Here is an 18648-nt window from a genome sequence, read left to right as displayed (position 1 = left end):
TTATGAATACCTGCTACTTTTTAATGAATTATTAACAGACATCACAACCCATTGTTTCGAATAGATTTACTCGAAGCATGATCGTCAGTTTCAAAGGAAGTGTTATGGCTGAAAAATATTCGGCGTCGGCGAGCCCTATTTCTGCGAAGGATTACAAAGGGCAGGAACACAAGGTCAGTCAGTTTTCTGCGGCTCAAACTCTCTCTGAGTCTTTCGAGGTTTCCGCTACCCTTGTCTCTAGTAACTTCGACGTCCAAAGCCAATTAGGGCAACTTCTCACGATTAACCGATATTCAAACATAGCAGGTAGCGCGACCCTAACCCGTTCTTTCAATGGCATTATCACGCGTATTGAAAGCTTAGGGATGGACAGCAACCTACAATACGTTTTGTACCAAGTCACTTTAAAGCCGTGGTTAGAGCTTCTCAAACATACTCACGCTTTTCGGGTCTACCAAAACCAATCAACCAAGGACATTGTTAGCGATATTTTTGATAATGCGGGTTTCAAGGGCTGCTACAAAATAGCCAAAATGCCGACGACCAAGCGCGAGTACTGTCTGCAATACAACGAGTCCGATTTTGACTTTGTCACGCGCTTGCTTGCAGAAGAAGGGGTTCATTACTATTTCACCCATTCTGATAAAGAGCACACACTTGTACTGCAAGATGCGCAATCGCCTTTCGATAAAGCTGACAATGCAAAATTTGATATGGTGGAAACACCAACAGGATCTTTACCTTTATTAGAGTCTTGGTCACCAGCCGTCGCATTTCACGGCGCAAGTGTAGAGCTCACCGCTTACGACTACAGCCAAACAAAATTGGTAACGAGCAAGGCGCAAAAGAGCAGCAACACCATCGCAAACAATACCAAACTGACTAATGTCCACTACCCACCTTTGGGTGTTTCGGGAGATAAAACCGATCTGGCCAGTAATCTTGCCAAGCGACGCGCTGAGCATCTAGCACAAGATTACCAAACCATTGTCGCAACTGCTAAACATGACTTATTTGATATCGCGACATGGTTCTCCCTCTCTAGTCATCTAGACAAGTCGCAGCTATCCGATTATTCGATTATTTCGATCAAGACGCACTACTCTGAAGATGTGGTGTGTGACACCGAAATAAAAGCAGTACCTAAAACAACCTCTTACTATCCAAATCCGGTCGACAAACAAAGAGTTCACGGACTACAAAGTGCCACTGTGGCAGGCTCAACAGCAGGTGAAATCAATCAAGATGACCAAGGGCGAGTTAGGATCCAGTTCCACTGGGACATAGAGGCGAGTGGTGACAAAACCAGTTGCTATGTGCGCGTGGCTCAAATGATGGCAGGAAGCGGCTATGGTGCCCAGTTCATTCCTCGTGTAGGTCAAGAAGTTCTGGTGGCGTTCATTGATGGTGATCCTGACCAACCCATCATTACTGGCAGTGTCTACAACAGTAAAAATGCACCACCGTACAAGGAAGCTAATTCTACTAAGAGTGGTATAAAGACCAAGCTTACCGGGCAATCCAATGAACTCTATTTTGATGATAAAAAAGATAATGAGTTGATTTACCTACACGCAGCGAAGGACATCACTCAAGAAGTAGAGAACAACCATACGGAAACGGTTAAAGGTGAATTGACGCAAAAAGTGACCAAGCAAATGGCTATCTCTACAGAAGATAATTACAGCTTGACAGTCACTAAAGCGATGTCTGAAAAAGCGAAGTCCATCACTATCGAGGCTGACGATAGCATCGACATCAAAGTGGGTTCGAGCAAAATTTCGATTTCATCTTCTTCGATATCTATTGAAGCAACCAATATTGATATAAAAGCCAGCAGCGGCTTGAACCTACAAGGCACCAATGTGACCAGTAAAGCAACTTCTGCGAACAAAGTGTCTGGTACAACAACGGCTTTAGAAGCGACCAGTTCAAATTCAATCAAAGGCTTGAGCGTAGCGATAAAAGCGGACACAACGCTTTCAGCTGAAGGATCATTAAGTGCAGAGTTTAAATCCGGACTTAAAGCAACATTTAATGGTGGTGTGATGGGTGAAGTGAAAGGCGCTATCGTTAAGGTAAACTAATGAGTTATAAAAAAATCCCTTACCAGACTTGCGGGCAAATCCTGCCTCGATTTACGGCTTCAGACGAAGCGAAAGAGTTACTTGACGAAGAGTTGTCCGTAGAACAAACGATTCAGTTACTTCAAGAGAACCAACTCAATAATGACCTTGTGCAGTTTCTCGCCCATGCTCTACCCGTCCGTGAAGCGATTTGGTGGGCAAGTCTTTGTATACAGCTTCGCAATGACGTTTGGAACGCAACTCAAGCACAATGTATTCAAACGGCACAACAGTGGGTACAAGCTCCAGCAGAAGACCTTCGACGCAAAGCAGAACTACTGTCTAACAGACTCGAATTAAACTGTGGACCTTCATGGTTAGCACAAGCAATATTTTGGAATGGGTCCGGCAGTATAGTGGCACCAGATCTGCCAGCAGTACTCCCAGACCCATTTCTTTATGCCAAGGCTGTTGCAGGCTCAATTAATCACGCTGCTGCCCTGCCTAACTGGCAAGATTCTGAAAAGTACTATACTCAATCAGTGAGCTATGCGCTTGATATCGCTAACGGCGGCAATGGAGGAAAAGGATGACCTTAGCAGCCCGCTTAACAGACATGCATGTATGTCCGATGCAAACCCCTGCTGTGCCACCAATTCCACATGTAGGTGGTCCTATAACTGGTCCTGGTGTACCCACTGTACTCATCGGTAGTATGCCAGCAGCCACACTAGGCGATATGTGTGTATGTGTTGGCCCTCCCGATTCCATCATTAAAGGCAGCGCAACCGTACTAATAATGAACAAACCCGCCGCTCGAATGGGGGATACGACTGCACATGGTGGCACTATTGTATTAGGTATGCCCACAGTCATGATAGGTGGTTAAAAAACCACCTTGCGAACAAGGGTTTAATAAAAAATGAGCGTGCTCCGTCCAATTTTCTAGATGTATGTCACTTTTTTACGTAAATAATAAATTTGGGCGAGCCTTTTTCAAAAATAAGCCTAGACTATCAATTGTAAGCAACAGCTAATAAATTACTATTTTAACAATTGCTTACGTTAACCAAATTACAATAATTACGTAACGGAATTTGCATGGTAGATATTGCACAATTGTTGGCACCCATTTCAGAAGAATCCCCGACTGGTAACTACCTAAAGCTTGATCGCTCGATCTATCGCGCGTTACGTAATAACTATAATGCTGCGCAATCTTCATTCCGCCAGCTTATCGAAACACCTGATGCTTCTAGCGATGAGGCGTTGTTAGAAGCCAATGAATCGAACTGGACTCAACTGCGTAACAGCACATTAGAAGCACTCACTCAATCAACCAAAGATTTAGAGTTGCTTGGCTGGTATATTTCAAGCCAACTATTTACCGCGCAGCCTTATCAGAACCTAGCTGACTCAACTAAAGTACTAAAAAGCTTCATCGAAGAATTTTGGGGCAACCTGCACCCTACTCTTCCAGACAACAAAATTAAGAGCGACGATGAACAAGGTAAGCTAAGAGAGATCGCAGATTTTCGTATCAAGCCATTGTTACAACTGGTGGGTGAAAGCAACGACTCAACAGCCCTGTTCATGCCTCTACAGCTTATCGGTCTGATTGATGACATTACTTTTGGTGATTATTTAAGAGCAGAACGCTCTGGTGAGCTTGAAGAGCTCAAGAAAAAAGCCCAACAGCTATTCAATAGTGACGTCGAGCAAACGGTACTTTTGCTTTCTGATGCCTATCAGAACTTTACTGAAGCGGAACTCGCCATTGCCAAAGAGTGTCAACAAGTCGGTGTGACACCAATTAGCTTCCGTTTTGCTAAAGCTAATCTTGCTGATTCAATCAATGCAATCCGCTTTCTTACAGAAGACAAGTTCGCTTTCTGGCCGTTAGGTGATGACTACCTACCTCGTAAAGAAGAGGTAGCTGAAAAGCAACAGATAGAGAGCCCTGCTCAAGTCAATAGCGCACCTGCCGAAAGTGCTCAGACGGTATCAACTGAAGCTTCCAGTATTACTGCTCAGGTTGCGCCTCAAGTAACTTCAACAACTGTTGTTGCGCAGATACCAGTAAGTGCAGGCCAGATCGCTAGCCGAGACCAAGCTTTTCAAGAGCTGAGAAAGATCTCTGAGTTTTTCAAACAAACTGAGCCACATAGCCCAATTTCGTTCTTGCTAGAAAGAGCAATACGCTGGGGTTACATGAGCCTGCCTGAACTCATGCAAGAGATGACAGGCGGCAATAGCGGCGTAATGCAACAAATTAATCAATTAACGGGGATGGATAACTTAGATCAGCTTGATCTGAGCGATAAAACGTTACCAACCTCTTCTAACATTATTCCAACCGCAGCTGCTTCAAATGGGGCAGCTGCACCTACTAATCAGACTTCTCCTGTAGAAATACCAACTCAGGAAAAGACCGATACTAATCAATCATCACAAACTGAAGCAAGCTCCACCGAATCATCAGGTAATCTGAATGACTTCGAGTGGTAACCAAATGCTGATCAGCAAAGGAGAATAAAATGGCTTCTATTTTCATGAGAATCGACGGTACAAAACCTAAAGGCGCTGCAACAGTAGAAAAGATTGGTGGTAAAGATGGCTTCTTCGCTATCGACACTATCACTTGGAATGCTGTACGCGGTGTAGGCATTGATGTCGGTAATGCTAACAACGCAGACCAAGGTATGGTTGCACTAGGTGAAGTAAACGTGACACGTGGATGTGACGGCGCAACTCCTCACCTAACAACATTCCTATACGCACCAGGTGGTGAAGGTAAAACTGTTGAGATCGTAATGACTAAGCCTAACCGTGAAGGTTCTGGTGCTGATCCATACCTAATCCTAACACTTAAAGCTGCTCGTATGTCTAGCTACAACATGGCTGCATCAGACGGCACGCTACCAAACGAATCATTCAGCCTAACGTACACTGAAATTTCTAAAGCGTACTACATCGAAGGCGAAGGCGGTAAGATCGAGAAAGGCCCTGAAGTTGGCTTCGATGCAACTGCAGCTAAAGTGACTTCGACTGCAGCGTAATTGAATAAGGAGATCCATTGTGGCACTTAATTCCCAACACAAACGCGTAAGTAAGAACCGCGTAAGTATTACTTACGATGTGGAAACTAATGGCGCTGTAGAAACCAAAGAACTCCCATTTGTTGTTGGGGTAATTGGTGACTACTCGGGTCATAAGCAAGATAAAGAAGATGTTGAAGAGCGCACGTTTTATAACGTAGACAAAGACAACTTCGACAATGTCATGAAGCGTGTCGGCCCAGAGCTGAGCCTAAAAGTTGATAACGTGCTGGCTGACGATGACAGCCAGTTTGAAGCCAACCTACAGTTTAACTCAATGAAAGACTTCGAACCGGAAGCGATTGTTGAGCAAGTAGAACCACTGAAAAAACTTGTAGAGACACGTAACCAACTTAAGGTTCTGCTTTCAAAAGCTGACCGCTCTCGTGACCTAGAAAAGCTACTTAAAGAAGTTCTTCAAAGCGCTGACACAATCAACGCACTTTCTGAAGAATTAGGTATCAATAAAGAAGGAGCTGAATAATGAGCACAGAAGCTGAAAATCAAGCCCAACCGGAAGCTGCAGAAGGTGCTCTTAGTTTTCTAGACAGAGCGATTGAAGCAACGACTCAGACTCCGGCTGATACTACAAAAGAACTTTTCTCTGTTCTTGCTGAGCAAGCGCTATCTGGTACGGTTACTTGGGACAAGAACCTGACTAAGACCATTGAAAATGCCATTTCTGAGATCGATAAGAAGCTTTCACAGCAGCTATCTCAGGTCATGCAGCAAAATGATTTCCAAAAGCTTGAAGGCTCTTGGCGTGGTCTGCAAAAGCTTGTCAAAGAGAGTGAACTTGGCCGCGATCTTAAGATCAAGATGGTCGACTTCAGTCAAGAAGAGCTACTAGAGCAATTCGAAGACGCTCCTGCGATTGATCGTAGCCCACTGTTTAACGCAGTTTACCAAGGTGAGTTTGGTACGGCTGGTGGTGAACCATACGGCACCTTTATCGGCGACTATGAGTTCAGCGCTAAAGACGAAGATGTTGCCCTACTTCGCTATATGGGTGAAGTTGCGGCTGCATGTCACGCACCATTTGTCGCGGCTGCAAATGCACAAATGTTTGAATTCAATGACTTCACAACATTTGATGAAGGTAAACCTGTCGCGGCAGGTTTCGATTCTCCAGCTTATGCAGCTTGGAATTCATTCCGTGAAAGCGATGACGCTCGCTATGTAACGCTAACGCTTCCTCGCACTATGGCTCGTCTGCCATACGGTGCTAAAGGTCTAAGCACTAACTTGTTCGAATACGAAGAGTTAGGTACGGATATGGATGGTAATCCAAATCCAGCAAGCAACGATGAGCTAGTTTGGTCAAACGCTGCTTACGATCTTGGTCTTAAGATGACTCAAGCTTACACCGCGTCAGGCTGGTGTACTGCGATTCGTGGTCTAGATAACGGTGGTAAAGTAGAAAACCTACCTAACCTGACCTACAAAACGGAAGCCGGTGATCTAGTCCAACAGTGCCCGACTGAGGTTAACTTGACCGATGAACGTGAAAAAGAGCTTAGCGATCTAGGCTTCTTACCACTGGTTCATTACAAGAACTCAAACTACGGTGTGTTTATTGGTGGTCAAACGACTCAAAAACCAAAGACTTACACTGACCCTGATGCAACAGCAAACGCTGCAATCTCTGCGCGTCTACCTTACATCATGGCAAGTGGCCGTATCGCGCACTACTTGAAAGTAATGGGCCGTGACAAACTAGGCTCAAACCTCGAAGCTCCAGACATCCAACGTGAACTGCAACTTTGGATCGACCAATACACTAACGCTGGTGCAATTGGTAATGAGCAACGAGCGAAAACACCACTAGCTGAATCACGTATTGAGGTTGTAGAACAACCAGGCCGCCCAGGTTCTTATTCTGCGGTAGCGCATTTACGCCCATGGCTACAACTTGAAGAGCTGACGACCTCAGTTCGAATGGTAGCTAAGATTCCAGGCTAAATCAGAAATCAGGCCGGACTTGTCCGGCCTATTCTTTCTCTATTCTCAGGACATGATGAATTTGAACATCGATTCAGAATGGCAACGGAATTTTGCCGGATTAGACACCACAGACAACGACTTTTTGAAAGAGTCGCTATCTCTGCTGTCTGAGATTGCTCCGGAAGCACTCACCAGTAAAGGACGTTTAACGGTTTTTCTCGCCCAGTTGATCACCGAACTAGACAGCGGTATTTCAAAGCAGCTTGATGAGATTCTGCACCACAATGATTTCGAGACTCTTCATGGTAGTTGGCTCGGGCTTGAAGGCTTAGCCAAGCTACCCGTTAACAAGCAACGAACTAAACTCAAATTGCTTGATATGGATTGGTCCGAGATATCAAACGACGTCAACCAAGCCTATACCATCAAAGGATCTGAGCTTTACAACAAAATTGGTAACAAAGAGCTAAACACTTTAGGCGGGCACCCATTTGGTAGCATTGTTTTTACCCACAAAATCTCGCTTGATATGGATTTTGATGCGGACTATGACGACTTATTCACCTTAGAACTGTTAGGAAAGTTAGGTGAAGTCACGCTATGCCCTATGCTTTTTTCTCCTGATGAGCAATTTTTTGTCCAACCGACTGCGGATTGGTTATCAGATACCAACCGAATTGAAAAAATCCTTACAGGAGAGGACTACAAACCTTGGCAAGAGCTAAGACAGAAAGCGTCGTCTAAATTTGTTGGCTTAGTCATGCCTTCCATTCGTATGCGTAACTGCTACAAGAATGCCAAAGTGGGCTTTATCTACAATGAAGCTGGTCAAGGACTTTGGGGCAATGCCGCGTTCGCTTTTGCGGCTACCATGATGAGAGAACACCATCGAGTAAACTGGTTCGGTTTTTTGAAGTCTCGCTGGAACGATAAAGCTCAAGGGGCTTTGGTTAATTTAGAGCATCACGATAGCCAGTTTTTATCTCGTCCTGAAACTGATGTGGTTTTGTTTGGTCAAATTTCGACTTTTTATGCTCAGAACGGTTTTATTCCTTTGACTAAGAGTGCCCTGAGCGAAAAGTTTTACTTCAATGGCAACAATTCGATTTGGCAAAGTCACTCTCAAACCGATAACGAGAAAGTGCTTACACAGATCCAAACCAGCCTCATGTCCTGCCGCATCGCTCACTACTTAAAGGTACAAGTGAGAGAAATGATTGGTAGTTTCAATACCGCATCAGAATGTGAGCTTTTCTTAACGCATTGGATTGAAAAATTCTCCAGCAACGTCTCATTTGCCAATGAAGAAACATTGTCTAAATACCCGCTGAGCTTCGCCAAGATCAGTGTTACAGAGTCGCCACATCATAAAGGCAGCTTTTCTTGCACTTTACGTATCGTTCCCCAATACCAGTACGACCATTTCACTGGTGAAGTGGTCCTGACAACTGAACTGGATGAGGTGGCGTAATGAGTTTCTGGAAAACCTTTGTTCAGCCTCACGAAAACTCAGGTCCTAATGATGACATTGAAGACATCAAGTACAACCTGACCAAGCTACTTGAGTCAGAGGCATCTCTACTTGAGATAGACGACCGATTTATTGAACTGCAGCGCTCTAACTTTCGTTATGGCATTGAAGACGTGCAGCTACTGAGCGCTAGCTTAGATCAAGCGCAACTTGCACTTCGATTAGAAAGTTACATTAAACACTTCGAGCCAAGATTAACCAATGTGATGGTTGAACTCGGAGAGCGCAAAGAAAATGAAAACGCCATTGCCTTTAACATCGTTGCAAAAGCCAAAACCACTCAAGGAGAAACCGAGTTGGTATTTGACTCAAAAATTTCACTGAATGATTTAAGAACACTAATGGCGGAGGACAGTTATGAGTGATCCGTTATTAAGATATTTCGAACAGGAACTGACTCTTGTTCGACGCGCCTTAGGCCAATTTGGACACCAGCACCCTAGTCATGCTGAACGTTTAAACATCCATCAAGGCCAAATTGAAGACCCGAGCCTTGCTCGACTGCTTGATGGTGTAGCTTTACTCAACGCTACCGTCGAAAAGAAGCTATCAGACCAGTTACCAGAAGTCGTTGAAGGGTTACTTGGTGTTTTATACCCAAGCTACATTCAAACCGTTCCGAGCATTGCTTACCTCCAGCTTGATGAAGAAGCCGATCTGGCGGAGTCTGTAACACTGCCTAAAGGTTCGCAGTTCTCAGCCATAGCGCAAGGTCAAAGTTGCACCTTTACCACTATCGATGAGCTAAAAACCACCTCATTTAAGTTGATGGATACCACTGCCTCTAGTGCGCCATTCAAGTTCAATCGCCCAGCTGGTACAGAGCAAACAACGGCGGTCATACAGCTCAGCTTTTCTACGGGTGATCCAGATGTATTTTTCTCATCCTTAGATTGTGAAGACCTCGATTTTTTTGTTCAGGGTTTTGAAAACAATGCTGATTCGCTGGTCGAGCTATTACTTGCTGAGACCCAAGCCATCTCAATTTCTGATGCAGCGTGCGAGAAACATGCAGTACTTGAACCCGAGCGTTTAAAAAGTAGAATTAGCGATACCAACTTTCAATTTCTGCCGCAGAAAGGTAACCAGTTTGCCGGTTATCAACTGATCAGTGAGTTCTTTTTCTTTAAAGAAAAACGTCAATTCTTCCGCCTTAAAGAGTTCGGTCAAGCAATCAAACAATTTGATACATCAGAAATAGTATTGAACTTGTTTATGCATAGCTTACCAACGGAGTTTATGCGCTTATTCGATAACCAAGTGTTTAAGCTAAACATCGTTCCAGCGATTAACCTGTTCGAACAAACCGGCGAACCGACAACCTATGACCAACGGAGTCTGAGTATTCCCGTTAATGCTGACGCGCACAGCGATGGTGATATTGAGATCGTTGAAGTCACAGAAGTGTACGAAATCACTTCGATGGGAGAAAGAACACTCACACCTCTGTTCAAAGACAGCTATCGCTCAGACCCAAAAGCCGATCATTGGCAATGTACGCGCGGTAGCGACAACGAGTTCAGACTCGCAATCAGCTTAAATAATCAACAAGAACTCGAGTTCAACAAACTCTATGGTACTCGCCTTCTTTGTACCAACGGAAAACGCGCCTGTGCTGTTCAAGGAGATTTCGAATGTCTAGAGAGTATCGATTTACCGGGCGAGTTTAGCCCGATTTATCCACCCTCAGCGCCTATTTCACGAGAACAAGACCCACATTTACACTGGCAATTTATCGCCTTGCTCAATGCTAACTTTGTCTCGCTGCTTCATGCAGAGCACCCCGAGGAAGCGTTAAAGAGAATGCTGCGTTTATGTAGTAGGAGTCAGATCTCTGCTGACGAAATCCAGACGATTCGTAACGTTAATATTCGCTCACAAGTGTCTGCGCTAAGAATTCTGGGCAAAAACGTCTTCTCACCAGGAACAGAGATTGAAATCACATTGGATACCACTGGTGGCTTTTTAGTTTTCAGCGACGTTCTGAACCGCTTTTTCCAGCAGTTCTGTAGTTTTGATCGCTACATTCAGCTGTCGATAAAAGTCTATGGCCGTGATGGTTACGTTAAGCGCTACCCCAAAATTCACGGTAGCCAGAGCGCTTTATAGAGTTGGGTGGAAATCATGAACGTAGTCAATGACCTAACCAATAACACTGAAAAATACGATTTCGCTCAAGCGATGCGTTTACTGTCGCACTTTATCTCTGAATCGGAGCAACGAATTCGCTTGGTGCTTAAAGCCGAAGCAATGCCTACCGGTGATGCAAGTGAAATCCAGTATTTTTCTTTAAAGAATAACAACGCCAAGCTAAGACTTGCTAAGCAAGCTTTATCTGGCGTTAAAGGCGTAATCCCTTACTACATTTATGAAGAGCTTCTAGCTGCACTGCATGACGACGACCATGCATTAAAAGACTTTCTCGATGTCTTCAATCAGCGGTATTTTGAACTTGTAGCTCAGCTTGAAACCTCTCCTTGGTTAGTAGTTCAAAATGAGCTACATCCTGAAAAGTCTCGTCTACTGAACCACATAGCTGCACTTAACGACGAGCATGGGAACTTTTTCCAATACTCATTCTTGCTTGGGCAAAATAGCCGTAATCTAAGTAGTTTAGAGCAAATGTTGAATGACTATTTCCCGTACGAAATTGAAGTCTCTACAAAGCACCAAGAACGCCGTCAACTCCCAGTAGATTCACTGACCAAGCTTGGCATTAATCGCACTTACAACAGCCGTATTGGACAAGGGTTTCTAATTGGAAAAACCTGTCTGACGCACTTTAATCATTTGGTTGTCTCGATTAAACCAGCCAATGAACAAGACCTTTTAGATATTCAAAACGATCGAATGCTTGCAAGTAGTATGCGTGAACTCATTCAGCATTACCTTCGCGATAACACTCCAGTTTCGATTTATCTCAAAGTTAAACGCGAATACCTTTCGCGACCGACACTTTCCAGCAACATCAACCGTGCAGCAAAACTGGGAGAGGTTGATTGCCTCGCTCCAGAAAGAAAGCCGCACCAAATGATAAGTATCTTGCTCAAATAATGGAAAAACACTCCGTAGCTTCGTTGTTTTGATGCTTCGAAATACAAGGAAAACTGTATGACACAAGTAACACTAACAAATTTAGTCGCCAAGCTTTCTCCCGAGCTAAAGCAGGCTCTTGAAGTCTCTGCTGGTGCTGCCATGAACCAAGGCGTTCCTTCTATCGAGATTGAGCATTGGTTGCTGCAATTAATTTCTCAGCAAGATGCCAACTTGAGCAACTTGATGCAATCTCAAAAGCTGTCTCAAGACGCGATTGTTAATGAGCTGTCGACCAAGATTACACGACTTCCAAAAGGAAGCGAAGGGCAGCCGACTCTGAGCCACGGTCTGACTGAACTTATTAAAGACGCTTGGATGATCGCCTCAGTAAACTATGCTCATGGCGAAGTGATCAGCTTGCATTTAGTGCAAGCTTTATTGCAGCAAAACGTATTGGGTGTGAACACGCTTCAACTGGAAAGTTTGCAATCAGTATCACTTGAATCTTTACAGGGACTGATCAATAAAACCGCCGTTGCTCGCAGTAAAACTTCAGCAGCAGAAGGTGGCGCACCCGCTGGTCAACCGTCTGCAAACGACGCGCTAAGTAAGTATACGATTAACCTAACTCAGCAAGCGATTGACGGTAATATTGACCCAATATCAGGCCGAAACGCCGAAGTTCGCAAGGCCATCGATATTCTTTGTAGAAAACGTCAAAACAACCCAATCATGGTAGGTGAACCGGGCGTAGGTAAAACAGCCGTTGTGGAAGGGCTAGCACTTCGAATTGCAGCGGATGAAGTCCCAGGGGCACTGCAAGGGGTGCAAATCCATTCACTGGATTTGGGATTGCTTCAAGCCGGAGCAAGCGTTAAAGGTGAGTTTGAAAACCGACTTAAAGATGTCATCAACGAAGTAAAAAACAGTGAAGTACCTATCATCGTATTCATTGATGAGGCTCATACTCTCATCGGTGCTGGCGGTGCTGCTGGTCAGAATGACGCGGCGAACTTACTTAAACCCGCATTAGCGCGTGGCGAGTTCAAAACAATTGCTGCAACGACTTGGGCAGAGTACAAAAAGTACTTTGAAAAAGACCCTGCCCTTACTCGTCGTTTCCAAGTGGTTTCTATCGAAGAGCCTAATGCAGAAGATGCAAAACAGATGCTGCGCGGCGTAGCAGCTTCACTACAGAAACACCACGGTGCTTTCATCGCTGAAACCGCCATTGATGCAGCGGTCAATCTGTCTATTCGTTACTTGCCTAGTCGTCAGTTACCAGACAAAGCGATCAGCCTTCTTGATACTGCCAGTGCACGTATTGCCCTGACTCAAGGTGCTAAACCTGAAGTTATTGAATCTCTAGAGCAAACCATTCGTTATCAAAAGAACGAAAAAGCCGCTCTAGAAAAAGAAAATGCGCTTTTCGGTATTGCAGAAGAAGAGATCAAAGAGATCACAGGCGAAATCGAAACCAATGAATCAGAGCTTGAAGCCCTGAACATTCGTTGGAAACAAGAAGTTGAGCTGGTTGATCAAATCAAGGCTTTGCAAGAGGAAATTAGCAACGCTGAAGGTGAAGACAAAGGTGACCTTACCAAGCAGACTGCCCTCAATGACACGCTAGACAAACTTCACGAACTGCAAGGTGAATTGCCTCTCGTAAATGCAATGGTCGATGACAATACGATTGCTCAGATCATTGCTAACTGGACAGGTATTCCGGTTGGTAACATGATGAGTGATGAGATTGCTCGATTACTTTCGCTTGAGGAAGAGCTAGATAAGCGTGTTATCGGTCAAAATGTGGCTAAACAAGAGCTTGCTAAGGCTATTCGTATCTCTCGTGCTGGTCTCACAGACAGCCGCAAACCAATTGGCGTGTTCCTCATGTGTGGTCCAAGTGGTGTTGGTAAGACAGAAACAGCCATGGCACTTGCAGAGCAACTGTACGGCGGAAGCAATGACCTAACCGTGATCAACATGACCGAATTTAAAGAAGAACATAAGATCTCTATGCTTTTAGGTTCTCCTGCTGGTTACGTTGGTTTTGGTGAAGGTGGCGTGTTAACTGAAGCCATTCGACGCAACCCTTATTCTGTTCTTCTTCTTGATGAAATGGAAAAAGCGCACCCAGGTGTTCATGACTTGTTCTATCAAATCTTTGATAAAGGCCATATCAAAGACAGTGAAGGCCGCACGGTTGATTTCAAAAACACCATTATCATTATGACTTCTAACGCGGCAGACCAAGCAATTTGTGATGCGTGTGAAGATCGTGAAGAACGTATGACCAACGAAGAGCTTCTAGAGAGCATTCGTCCTGACTTACAACATTACTTTAAGCCAGCCTTCTTGGGACGTACGACAATCGTGCCTTATTATCCGCTTAACGATGAAGAGCTATCGAAGATTACCGAGATTTCTCTTAATCGAATTAAGAAAAAATTGGCTGAACAGTATCAAGCGAGCTTCACTTGGGATAAGGGGTTTGTTGACTTTGTTGTTAACAAAAATACTGATCCAACAACAGGTGGTCGCGCCGTTGAACAGATCATTAACCGTTCTTTGATGCCGAAGTTAGCGGAGGAATGTATCAGTCGCCTAAGTCAGCAACAGCCTATCTCTCAAGTTTCGGTTGTTGCAGCATCAAACCCAGCGGGTTTTGAGCTAACCATTAAGTAACAAATAGCCAAGGAAAGCAGTAAGTATGAGCAGTAACCACGTCACTTCACGTCGTACGTTTTTCTCGTTAAGAGTCAAACTCGTGTTAGCGATTTTCGCCGTCTTACTGTTTTCCAATGGCTTAAACAGCACATTAAACTATCTAAATTTTGAAAAACGACTTACCCAGACGAGTGATTCGACTTACCAAGTCGTCTTAAACGAAACCGACCACGATATTAAGCAGGCGATAAGCTTAGGTCTGCCACTTTCTTCTATTTCAAACATTCAATCTCTTTTAGAGAGACGCCTTTCATTGGTCGATGGCATTAGTCGAATGCAAGTCGTCAACATTAAAGGTGACGTCCTCTACTCTGCTGGCCAAGCTACAGAAAACGAACGTCTGATTACGTCTGACATTACCAACACTTTTGATGTCAAAGAAGGGGCGCTTCAGCTTTACTACTCAGGCGGCTATCTAGACAGCATTAAGCATAAATTGCTTATGCAGCAACTGTTTGACACCCTAATGTGGGTGTTGATTGCCTGTGTTATTGGCTACTTTGCCTTATACACCGGCTTAGACTTTTTGTTAAAGAAGCTGAAAGGGATCTCAGAAACACTTGAACAACCAGAGCTGACTGACAAAGAACTGATTGAAAACGCCAATCAACGCTTTTTTGCTAAAAAAGGTAAAAATGGTTGGCAGCGCTTTCGTGATAAGTATTTCCCGCTGCTGATTATTGCACTGGCTATCGTTCTGACTATCACGTCTAATGTGGGTAGTTCGTATCAGGCTCTCGATAAGTTTTCGACCACTTACGAAACTCAGTTAGAACAAAAGTCCATCGTCATTGGTGACACACTGAGCAGCATGATCCAAAGACTGCTCAACCAAGGGGTCCCCTTAGATAGACTCTATGGACTTGAAGACGAATTTGCTGAGTATCTTAACCAGCATAAAGAACTGCTCTCTATTGAGCTTCAACAGGCTGAAACGTCTTTGTACCAATACCCGAATAACTTTACGGGCAACGACCATTCGTCTTCGGTAAATCTGGAAATCGACCCAGACTCACTAACATCGATTAAGATGACCACCGACATGAACATTATCCCCCAGCTTATCGAAGATAGCTTGATGGATATGTTGACGGTGCTTATCGCGTCTGCCCTTGTAGTGATCGAAATAATACTTTTTGTCTGCAACTTCATGATCATTAAGCCTTGGCATCAGATCAAACAGTTACTGACGGATTCCAAAATTGGTGCATCATTGTGGCTTGCGCATATTTCCGCCAAAGATGAGCTAGGGCGTGTGACTCATAGCATCAACGCGATTATCCAGAGACAACATGCCAGCAAAGCGCTTAAGGTAAAAAACCTTCAAGACTATCGCTTTATTCGACTACCGTTGTTTATGTTGGTTTTTGCCGAAGCGGCTTCATTGGCATTTTTCCCAAACTTTGTAGCCAGCTTATCTCGCTCGCAAGACTGGATACCTGAAAGCTTAGTCACTAGTTTGCCTATCTCACTGTTTATGTTCTGTTGGGCAATCTCCCTCCCCTTCGCTGGCTACTGGTCAGATAAAGTAGGCCGTCGCAAGTCGCTAATAGTCGGAGGCTTAATTACGAGTACTGGCCTCGCACTTACCGCTATTTGCCAAACACTTGAGCTGCTACTTATTGCGAGAGCTTATACGGCAGTTGGTTATGGTATTGTCTTCATTTCTGCCCAAGGGTATATCACTGATACAACGACGACCAAAAACCGTACCAAAGGGATGTCTACCTTCTTATCTTCGTTTTTCTCTGGTTCGCTGTGTGGCGCGGCCATCGGTGGCATCTTAGCGGACAAGCTTGGCTATAGCGTGACCTTTATGCTCGCGTCTGTCTTAGCCTTGATAAGCGTTTTATTTGTTATGAGCTTTTTCAGTCACGGCAGTCCAAACGCTCAAAGTAAGCCGGTTCGCCTCAATGACTTTAAAGTCTTGCTCAGCAATAAATACTTCTCGCTGATCACTTTTTTCAGTGCGATACCAGCCAAGGTCGTTCTCACCGGCTTCCTTTATTACATCTGCCCTGTTTATTTACAGTATTTAGGTGAAAGCAGTGCAGTGTCGGGTCGTGTCATGATGAGTTACGGCATCGCGATTATTGTCATTTCACCATTGAGTGCTTTCCTCGTAGACCGTTGGGATAACAAGATTAAGTTCATCGTATTTGGTGGTCTACTTTCAGCGTTAGCCTTAGTTAACATAGTCTTCCTGCCAGGTACTATGGGGCTATTGATGATCGTGATTCTGATTGGTATCGCACACGGCATCAGTGTCTCACCGCAGATTCCGTTGGTCATGGACTTACTGGCCAACGAAGGAATCGATAAAGGAAAAACAATCGGTATTTTCCGGCTTACCGAGCGCATCGGAAACATCGCAGGGCCTATGTTAGCAGGCTTGTGCCTGAGCCTATTTGGTTTCCAAGACACCATCATACTGTTTGGCATCACGCTGTTTATCAGCTCTACGGTGTTGGTGGGTTTCTACGCATTCTTTACTAAAAAAGATAGACAACTAGAGGTAGCAAAATGAGAGTTTTAATCTTAGTTTTGATCACCTTGGTCACGCAGTTCTCAGTACCAACGTTGGCATTCGCAGCAGAGAAAAAGCATGTTGTCATGATCTTATGGCGAGGTGTCACTGATGCTGAAAAAGGCTTTATGGAATACCTTTCTAGTAAAATGCCCGTCAGCTACACCTTGCTTGACGCCAAAAGAGACAGAGAGACATTGTCTAATTATATTAATAACATAGACTCTTACGATGCAGACCTTGTTTATACATTCGGCACTACGACGACCCTCTCACTCTTAGGAACAGAAGACAAACCAACGTCATTTAGACAGCACAGCAATACCCCTGTGGTATTTAGTATCGTGACCGACCCTGTGGGTTCAAAAATAATTTCAGATGACAATTCTCAGCATCGTAATTTTACTGGTGTAAGTCATATTGTGCCCCACAAGGTTCAATTTAACGCGATTCAAAAATTGCCCAATATTTCGACAATGGGCATCGTGTTCAATCCGTTGGAAAACAACGCGGTGATTACCGCACGTAAGATTCAAATGCTGTCTACGAAGTTCGGTATGGACGTCTACTTGTATCCTCTTCGAACTAAAGATGGTAAACCAGACCTAAGCTCACTCTCGAAAGTGATCGAAACCATGCTTGAAGATAAGGTCCAGCTTGCTTATTTACCACCCGATTCCTACATCATCAGCCAAGGGAAAGGCATCGTAGATAGCCTTCACGCCCAGGGAATAGCTACTTTTTCAGCAACTGAATCCCCTATTCGCAATCATAACGCGCTATTTGGTATAGTTAGCCGTTATTATAACGTTGGTGAATTTGCCGGACACAAAGCAGAGCAAATATTGAGCAATAAACGTAAAGCTCAAGATTTGCCTATTGAGCCACTTAGCCAGTATTCATACATTGTCAATGTGGGTGCTGCACGCACTTTGGATTATTATCCCCCTGTTTCAATTTTAAAAATTTCCGAGTTAATTGGAGGAAATGAATGGTCAGAATGATGCCATGTTTTGCTTTCTGCCTAATGATTATGATGGGACTGCTTAGCAGCACCCATGCTTTCGCACTAACTAGCATTGGACCTGCTCGATTACTGTTAACCACTCAAGAGTGGGCGCCTTACCAAGAGTACAAGCACGGACAAATGCAGGGTATAGCTCTAGATAAAGTAAAATGCATCCTTGGAAAAATGGGCCAACCATACCAACTTACAATGACCAGTTGGTCTGATGCGCAACTACGCGTACACAGTGGCGCGCAACACGGTTTCTTTGTTGCTACCCAAACTGATGAGCGAGATGAATACGCCACACTTTCGGCACCTATCGCAGAACAAAAACTAATGTGGTATTTCGGCCCCGGTGTCGAGCCTAAAATAGACGAGTTGTCAAAGCTTAACCTTAAATTCTCGGCTAAATTTGGGTCGAATAAGTGGTTTTGGCTAAAACGTAACGGCTATAACGTAGTCAAACAGCCTAGAGATGCTAAAGTATTACTAAAGCTTTTAAAACAAAGGGAAATTGACATTGCTTTAGAAGATGATTTGGTCTTCAAAAGCGAGCTAGATGAAGCAGGTTTACCGAGCGATTTTTTCCAGTATCAAGTCCTCGAAACTAAACCGATGGGCGTCTATTTTTCAAATCGTTTCCTAACTAAGTATTCTGGTTTCTTGTCTGCATTCAATGCAGCCGTATCTAAGTGTGAGAGGTAACT

15 protein-coding genes are annotated in these 18648 nt (G+C 44.2%); all 15 read left to right on the top strand.

What is annotated here, in order from left to right; translation table 11 throughout:
* Positions 1–104 precede the first annotated feature (104 nt).
* Complete coding sequence (locus LYZ37_RS06750; protein WP_272787010.1) at positions 105–2087, top strand: type VI secretion system Vgr family protein; 1983 nt, start codon at positions 105–107, stop codon at positions 2085–2087.
* Positions 2087–2659: a DUF6931 family protein gene (locus tag LYZ37_RS06745; RefSeq protein WP_239854358.1), complete on the top strand. Its 573-nt coding sequence runs from the start codon at positions 2087–2089 to the stop codon at positions 2657–2659. Before LYZ37_RS06750 ends, LYZ37_RS06745 begins: the two co-directional genes overlap by 1 nt.
* Positions 2656–2955, top strand: a complete 300-nt coding sequence (locus LYZ37_RS06740; RefSeq protein ID WP_004742854.1) for a PAAR domain-containing protein — start codon at positions 2656–2658, stop codon at positions 2953–2955. Before LYZ37_RS06745 ends, LYZ37_RS06740 begins: the two co-directional genes overlap by 4 nt.
* Positions 2956–3167: 212 nt before the next feature.
* The gene (locus LYZ37_RS06735) at positions 3168–4574 is read left to right on the top strand and encodes a type VI secretion system protein TssA (RefSeq protein ID WP_272787009.1); all 1407 of its coding nucleotides are present in this window, start codon (positions 3168–3170) and stop codon (positions 4572–4574) included.
* Positions 4575–4603: 29 nt separating this feature from the next.
* Positions 4604–5125, top strand: a complete 522-nt coding sequence (locus tag LYZ37_RS06730) for a type VI secretion system tube protein Hcp (protein WP_004749480.1) — start codon at positions 4604–4606, stop codon at positions 5123–5125.
* A 19-nt stretch (positions 5126–5144) separates the two neighbouring features.
* On the top strand, positions 5145–5648 hold the full coding sequence (gene tssB / locus LYZ37_RS06725; protein ID WP_004748702.1) for a type VI secretion system contractile sheath small subunit: 504 nt from the start codon (positions 5145–5147) through the stop codon (positions 5646–5648).
* Complete coding sequence (gene tssC, locus LYZ37_RS06720) at positions 5648–7126, top strand: type VI secretion system contractile sheath large subunit (RefSeq protein WP_239825893.1); 1479 nt, start codon at positions 5648–5650, stop codon at positions 7124–7126. The genes tssB and tssC overlap by 1 nt, the downstream gene beginning before the upstream one ends.
* Positions 7127–7181: 55 nt before the next feature.
* Positions 7182–8579: a type VI secretion system contractile sheath domain-containing protein gene (locus tag LYZ37_RS06715; protein WP_239854371.1), complete on the top strand. Its 1398-nt coding sequence runs from the start codon at positions 7182–7184 to the stop codon at positions 8577–8579.
* The gene (gene tssE, locus LYZ37_RS06710; RefSeq protein WP_272787008.1) at positions 8579–9004 is read left to right on the top strand and encodes a type VI secretion system baseplate subunit TssE; all 426 of its coding nucleotides are present in this window, start codon (positions 8579–8581) and stop codon (positions 9002–9004) included. Before LYZ37_RS06715 ends, tssE begins: the two co-directional genes overlap by 1 nt.
* The gene (tssF, locus tag LYZ37_RS06705; protein ID WP_272787007.1) at positions 8997–10748 is read left to right on the top strand and encodes a type VI secretion system baseplate subunit TssF; all 1752 of its coding nucleotides are present in this window, start codon (positions 8997–8999) and stop codon (positions 10746–10748) included. Before tssE ends, tssF begins: the two co-directional genes overlap by 8 nt.
* A 15-nt stretch (positions 10749–10763) precedes the next feature.
* Positions 10764–11693 (top strand): type VI secretion system baseplate subunit TssG, encoded by a 930-nt coding sequence (locus tag LYZ37_RS06700; RefSeq protein ID WP_171324001.1) that lies wholly within the window; start codon positions 10764–10766, stop codon positions 11691–11693.
* Positions 11694–11750: 57 nt separating this feature from the next.
* On the top strand, positions 11751–14363 hold the full coding sequence (gene tssH / locus LYZ37_RS06695) for a type VI secretion system ATPase TssH (RefSeq protein WP_272787006.1): 2613 nt from the start codon (positions 11751–11753) through the stop codon (positions 14361–14363).
* Positions 14364–14388: 25 nt separating this feature from the next.
* Positions 14389–16932, top strand: coding sequence for an MFS transporter (locus LYZ37_RS06690; RefSeq protein WP_272787005.1), 2544 nt, complete (start codon positions 14389–14391; stop codon positions 16930–16932).
* Complete coding sequence (locus LYZ37_RS06685; RefSeq protein WP_272787004.1) at positions 16929–17936, top strand: ABC transporter substrate binding protein; 1008 nt, start codon at positions 16929–16931, stop codon at positions 17934–17936. Before LYZ37_RS06690 ends, LYZ37_RS06685 begins: the two co-directional genes overlap by 4 nt.
* The gene (locus LYZ37_RS06680) at positions 17924–18646 is read left to right on the top strand and encodes a transporter substrate-binding domain-containing protein (protein WP_272787003.1); all 723 of its coding nucleotides are present in this window, start codon (positions 17924–17926) and stop codon (positions 18644–18646) included. The genes LYZ37_RS06685 and LYZ37_RS06680 overlap by 13 nt, the downstream gene beginning before the upstream one ends.
* The last annotated feature ends 2 nt before the right edge of the window (positions 18647–18648 follow it).

This window comes from Vibrio tubiashii, assembly GCF_028551255.1.
GTDB classification, from domain to species: domain Bacteria; phylum Pseudomonadota; class Gammaproteobacteria; order Enterobacterales; family Vibrionaceae; genus Vibrio; species Vibrio tubiashii_B.
Note: the sequence above shows the minus strand (reverse complement) of the source record. Positions and strands in the feature narration are given on the sequence as shown.

Bases quoted from the DNA above. Each gene is read 5' to 3' on its own strand.
- LYZ37_RS06750 (WP_272787010.1), top strand. From the start codon at position 105: ATGGCTGAAAAATATTCGGCGTCGGCGAGCCCTATTTCTGCGAAGGAT.
- LYZ37_RS06745 (WP_239854358.1), top strand. From the start codon at position 2,087: ATGAGTTATAAAAAAATCCCTTACCAGACTTGCGGGCAAATCCTGCCT.
- LYZ37_RS06740 (WP_004742854.1), top strand. From the start codon at position 2,656: ATGACCTTAGCAGCCCGCTTAACAGACATGCATGTATGTCCGATGCAA.
- LYZ37_RS06735 (WP_272787009.1), top strand. From the start codon at position 3,168: ATGGTAGATATTGCACAATTGTTGGCACCCATTTCAGAAGAATCCCCG.
- LYZ37_RS06730 (WP_004749480.1), top strand. From the start codon at position 4,604: ATGGCTTCTATTTTCATGAGAATCGACGGTACAAAACCTAAAGGCGCT.
- tssC (WP_239825893.1), top strand. From the start codon at position 5,648: ATGAGCACAGAAGCTGAAAATCAAGCCCAACCGGAAGCTGCAGAAGGT.
- LYZ37_RS06715 (WP_239854371.1), top strand. From the start codon at position 7,182: ATGAATTTGAACATCGATTCAGAATGGCAACGGAATTTTGCCGGATTA.
- tssE (WP_272787008.1), top strand. From the start codon at position 8,579: ATGAGTTTCTGGAAAACCTTTGTTCAGCCTCACGAAAACTCAGGTCCT.
- tssF (WP_272787007.1), top strand. From the start codon at position 8,997: ATGAGTGATCCGTTATTAAGATATTTCGAACAGGAACTGACTCTTGTT.
- LYZ37_RS06700 (WP_171324001.1), top strand. From the start codon at position 10,764: ATGAACGTAGTCAATGACCTAACCAATAACACTGAAAAATACGATTTC.
- tssH (WP_272787006.1), top strand. From the start codon at position 11,751: ATGACACAAGTAACACTAACAAATTTAGTCGCCAAGCTTTCTCCCGAG.
- LYZ37_RS06690 (WP_272787005.1), top strand. From the start codon at position 14,389: ATGAGCAGTAACCACGTCACTTCACGTCGTACGTTTTTCTCGTTAAGA.
- LYZ37_RS06685 (WP_272787004.1), top strand. From the start codon at position 16,929: ATGAGAGTTTTAATCTTAGTTTTGATCACCTTGGTCACGCAGTTCTCA.
- LYZ37_RS06680 (WP_272787003.1), top strand. From the start codon at position 17,924: ATGGTCAGAATGATGCCATGTTTTGCTTTCTGCCTAATGATTATGATG.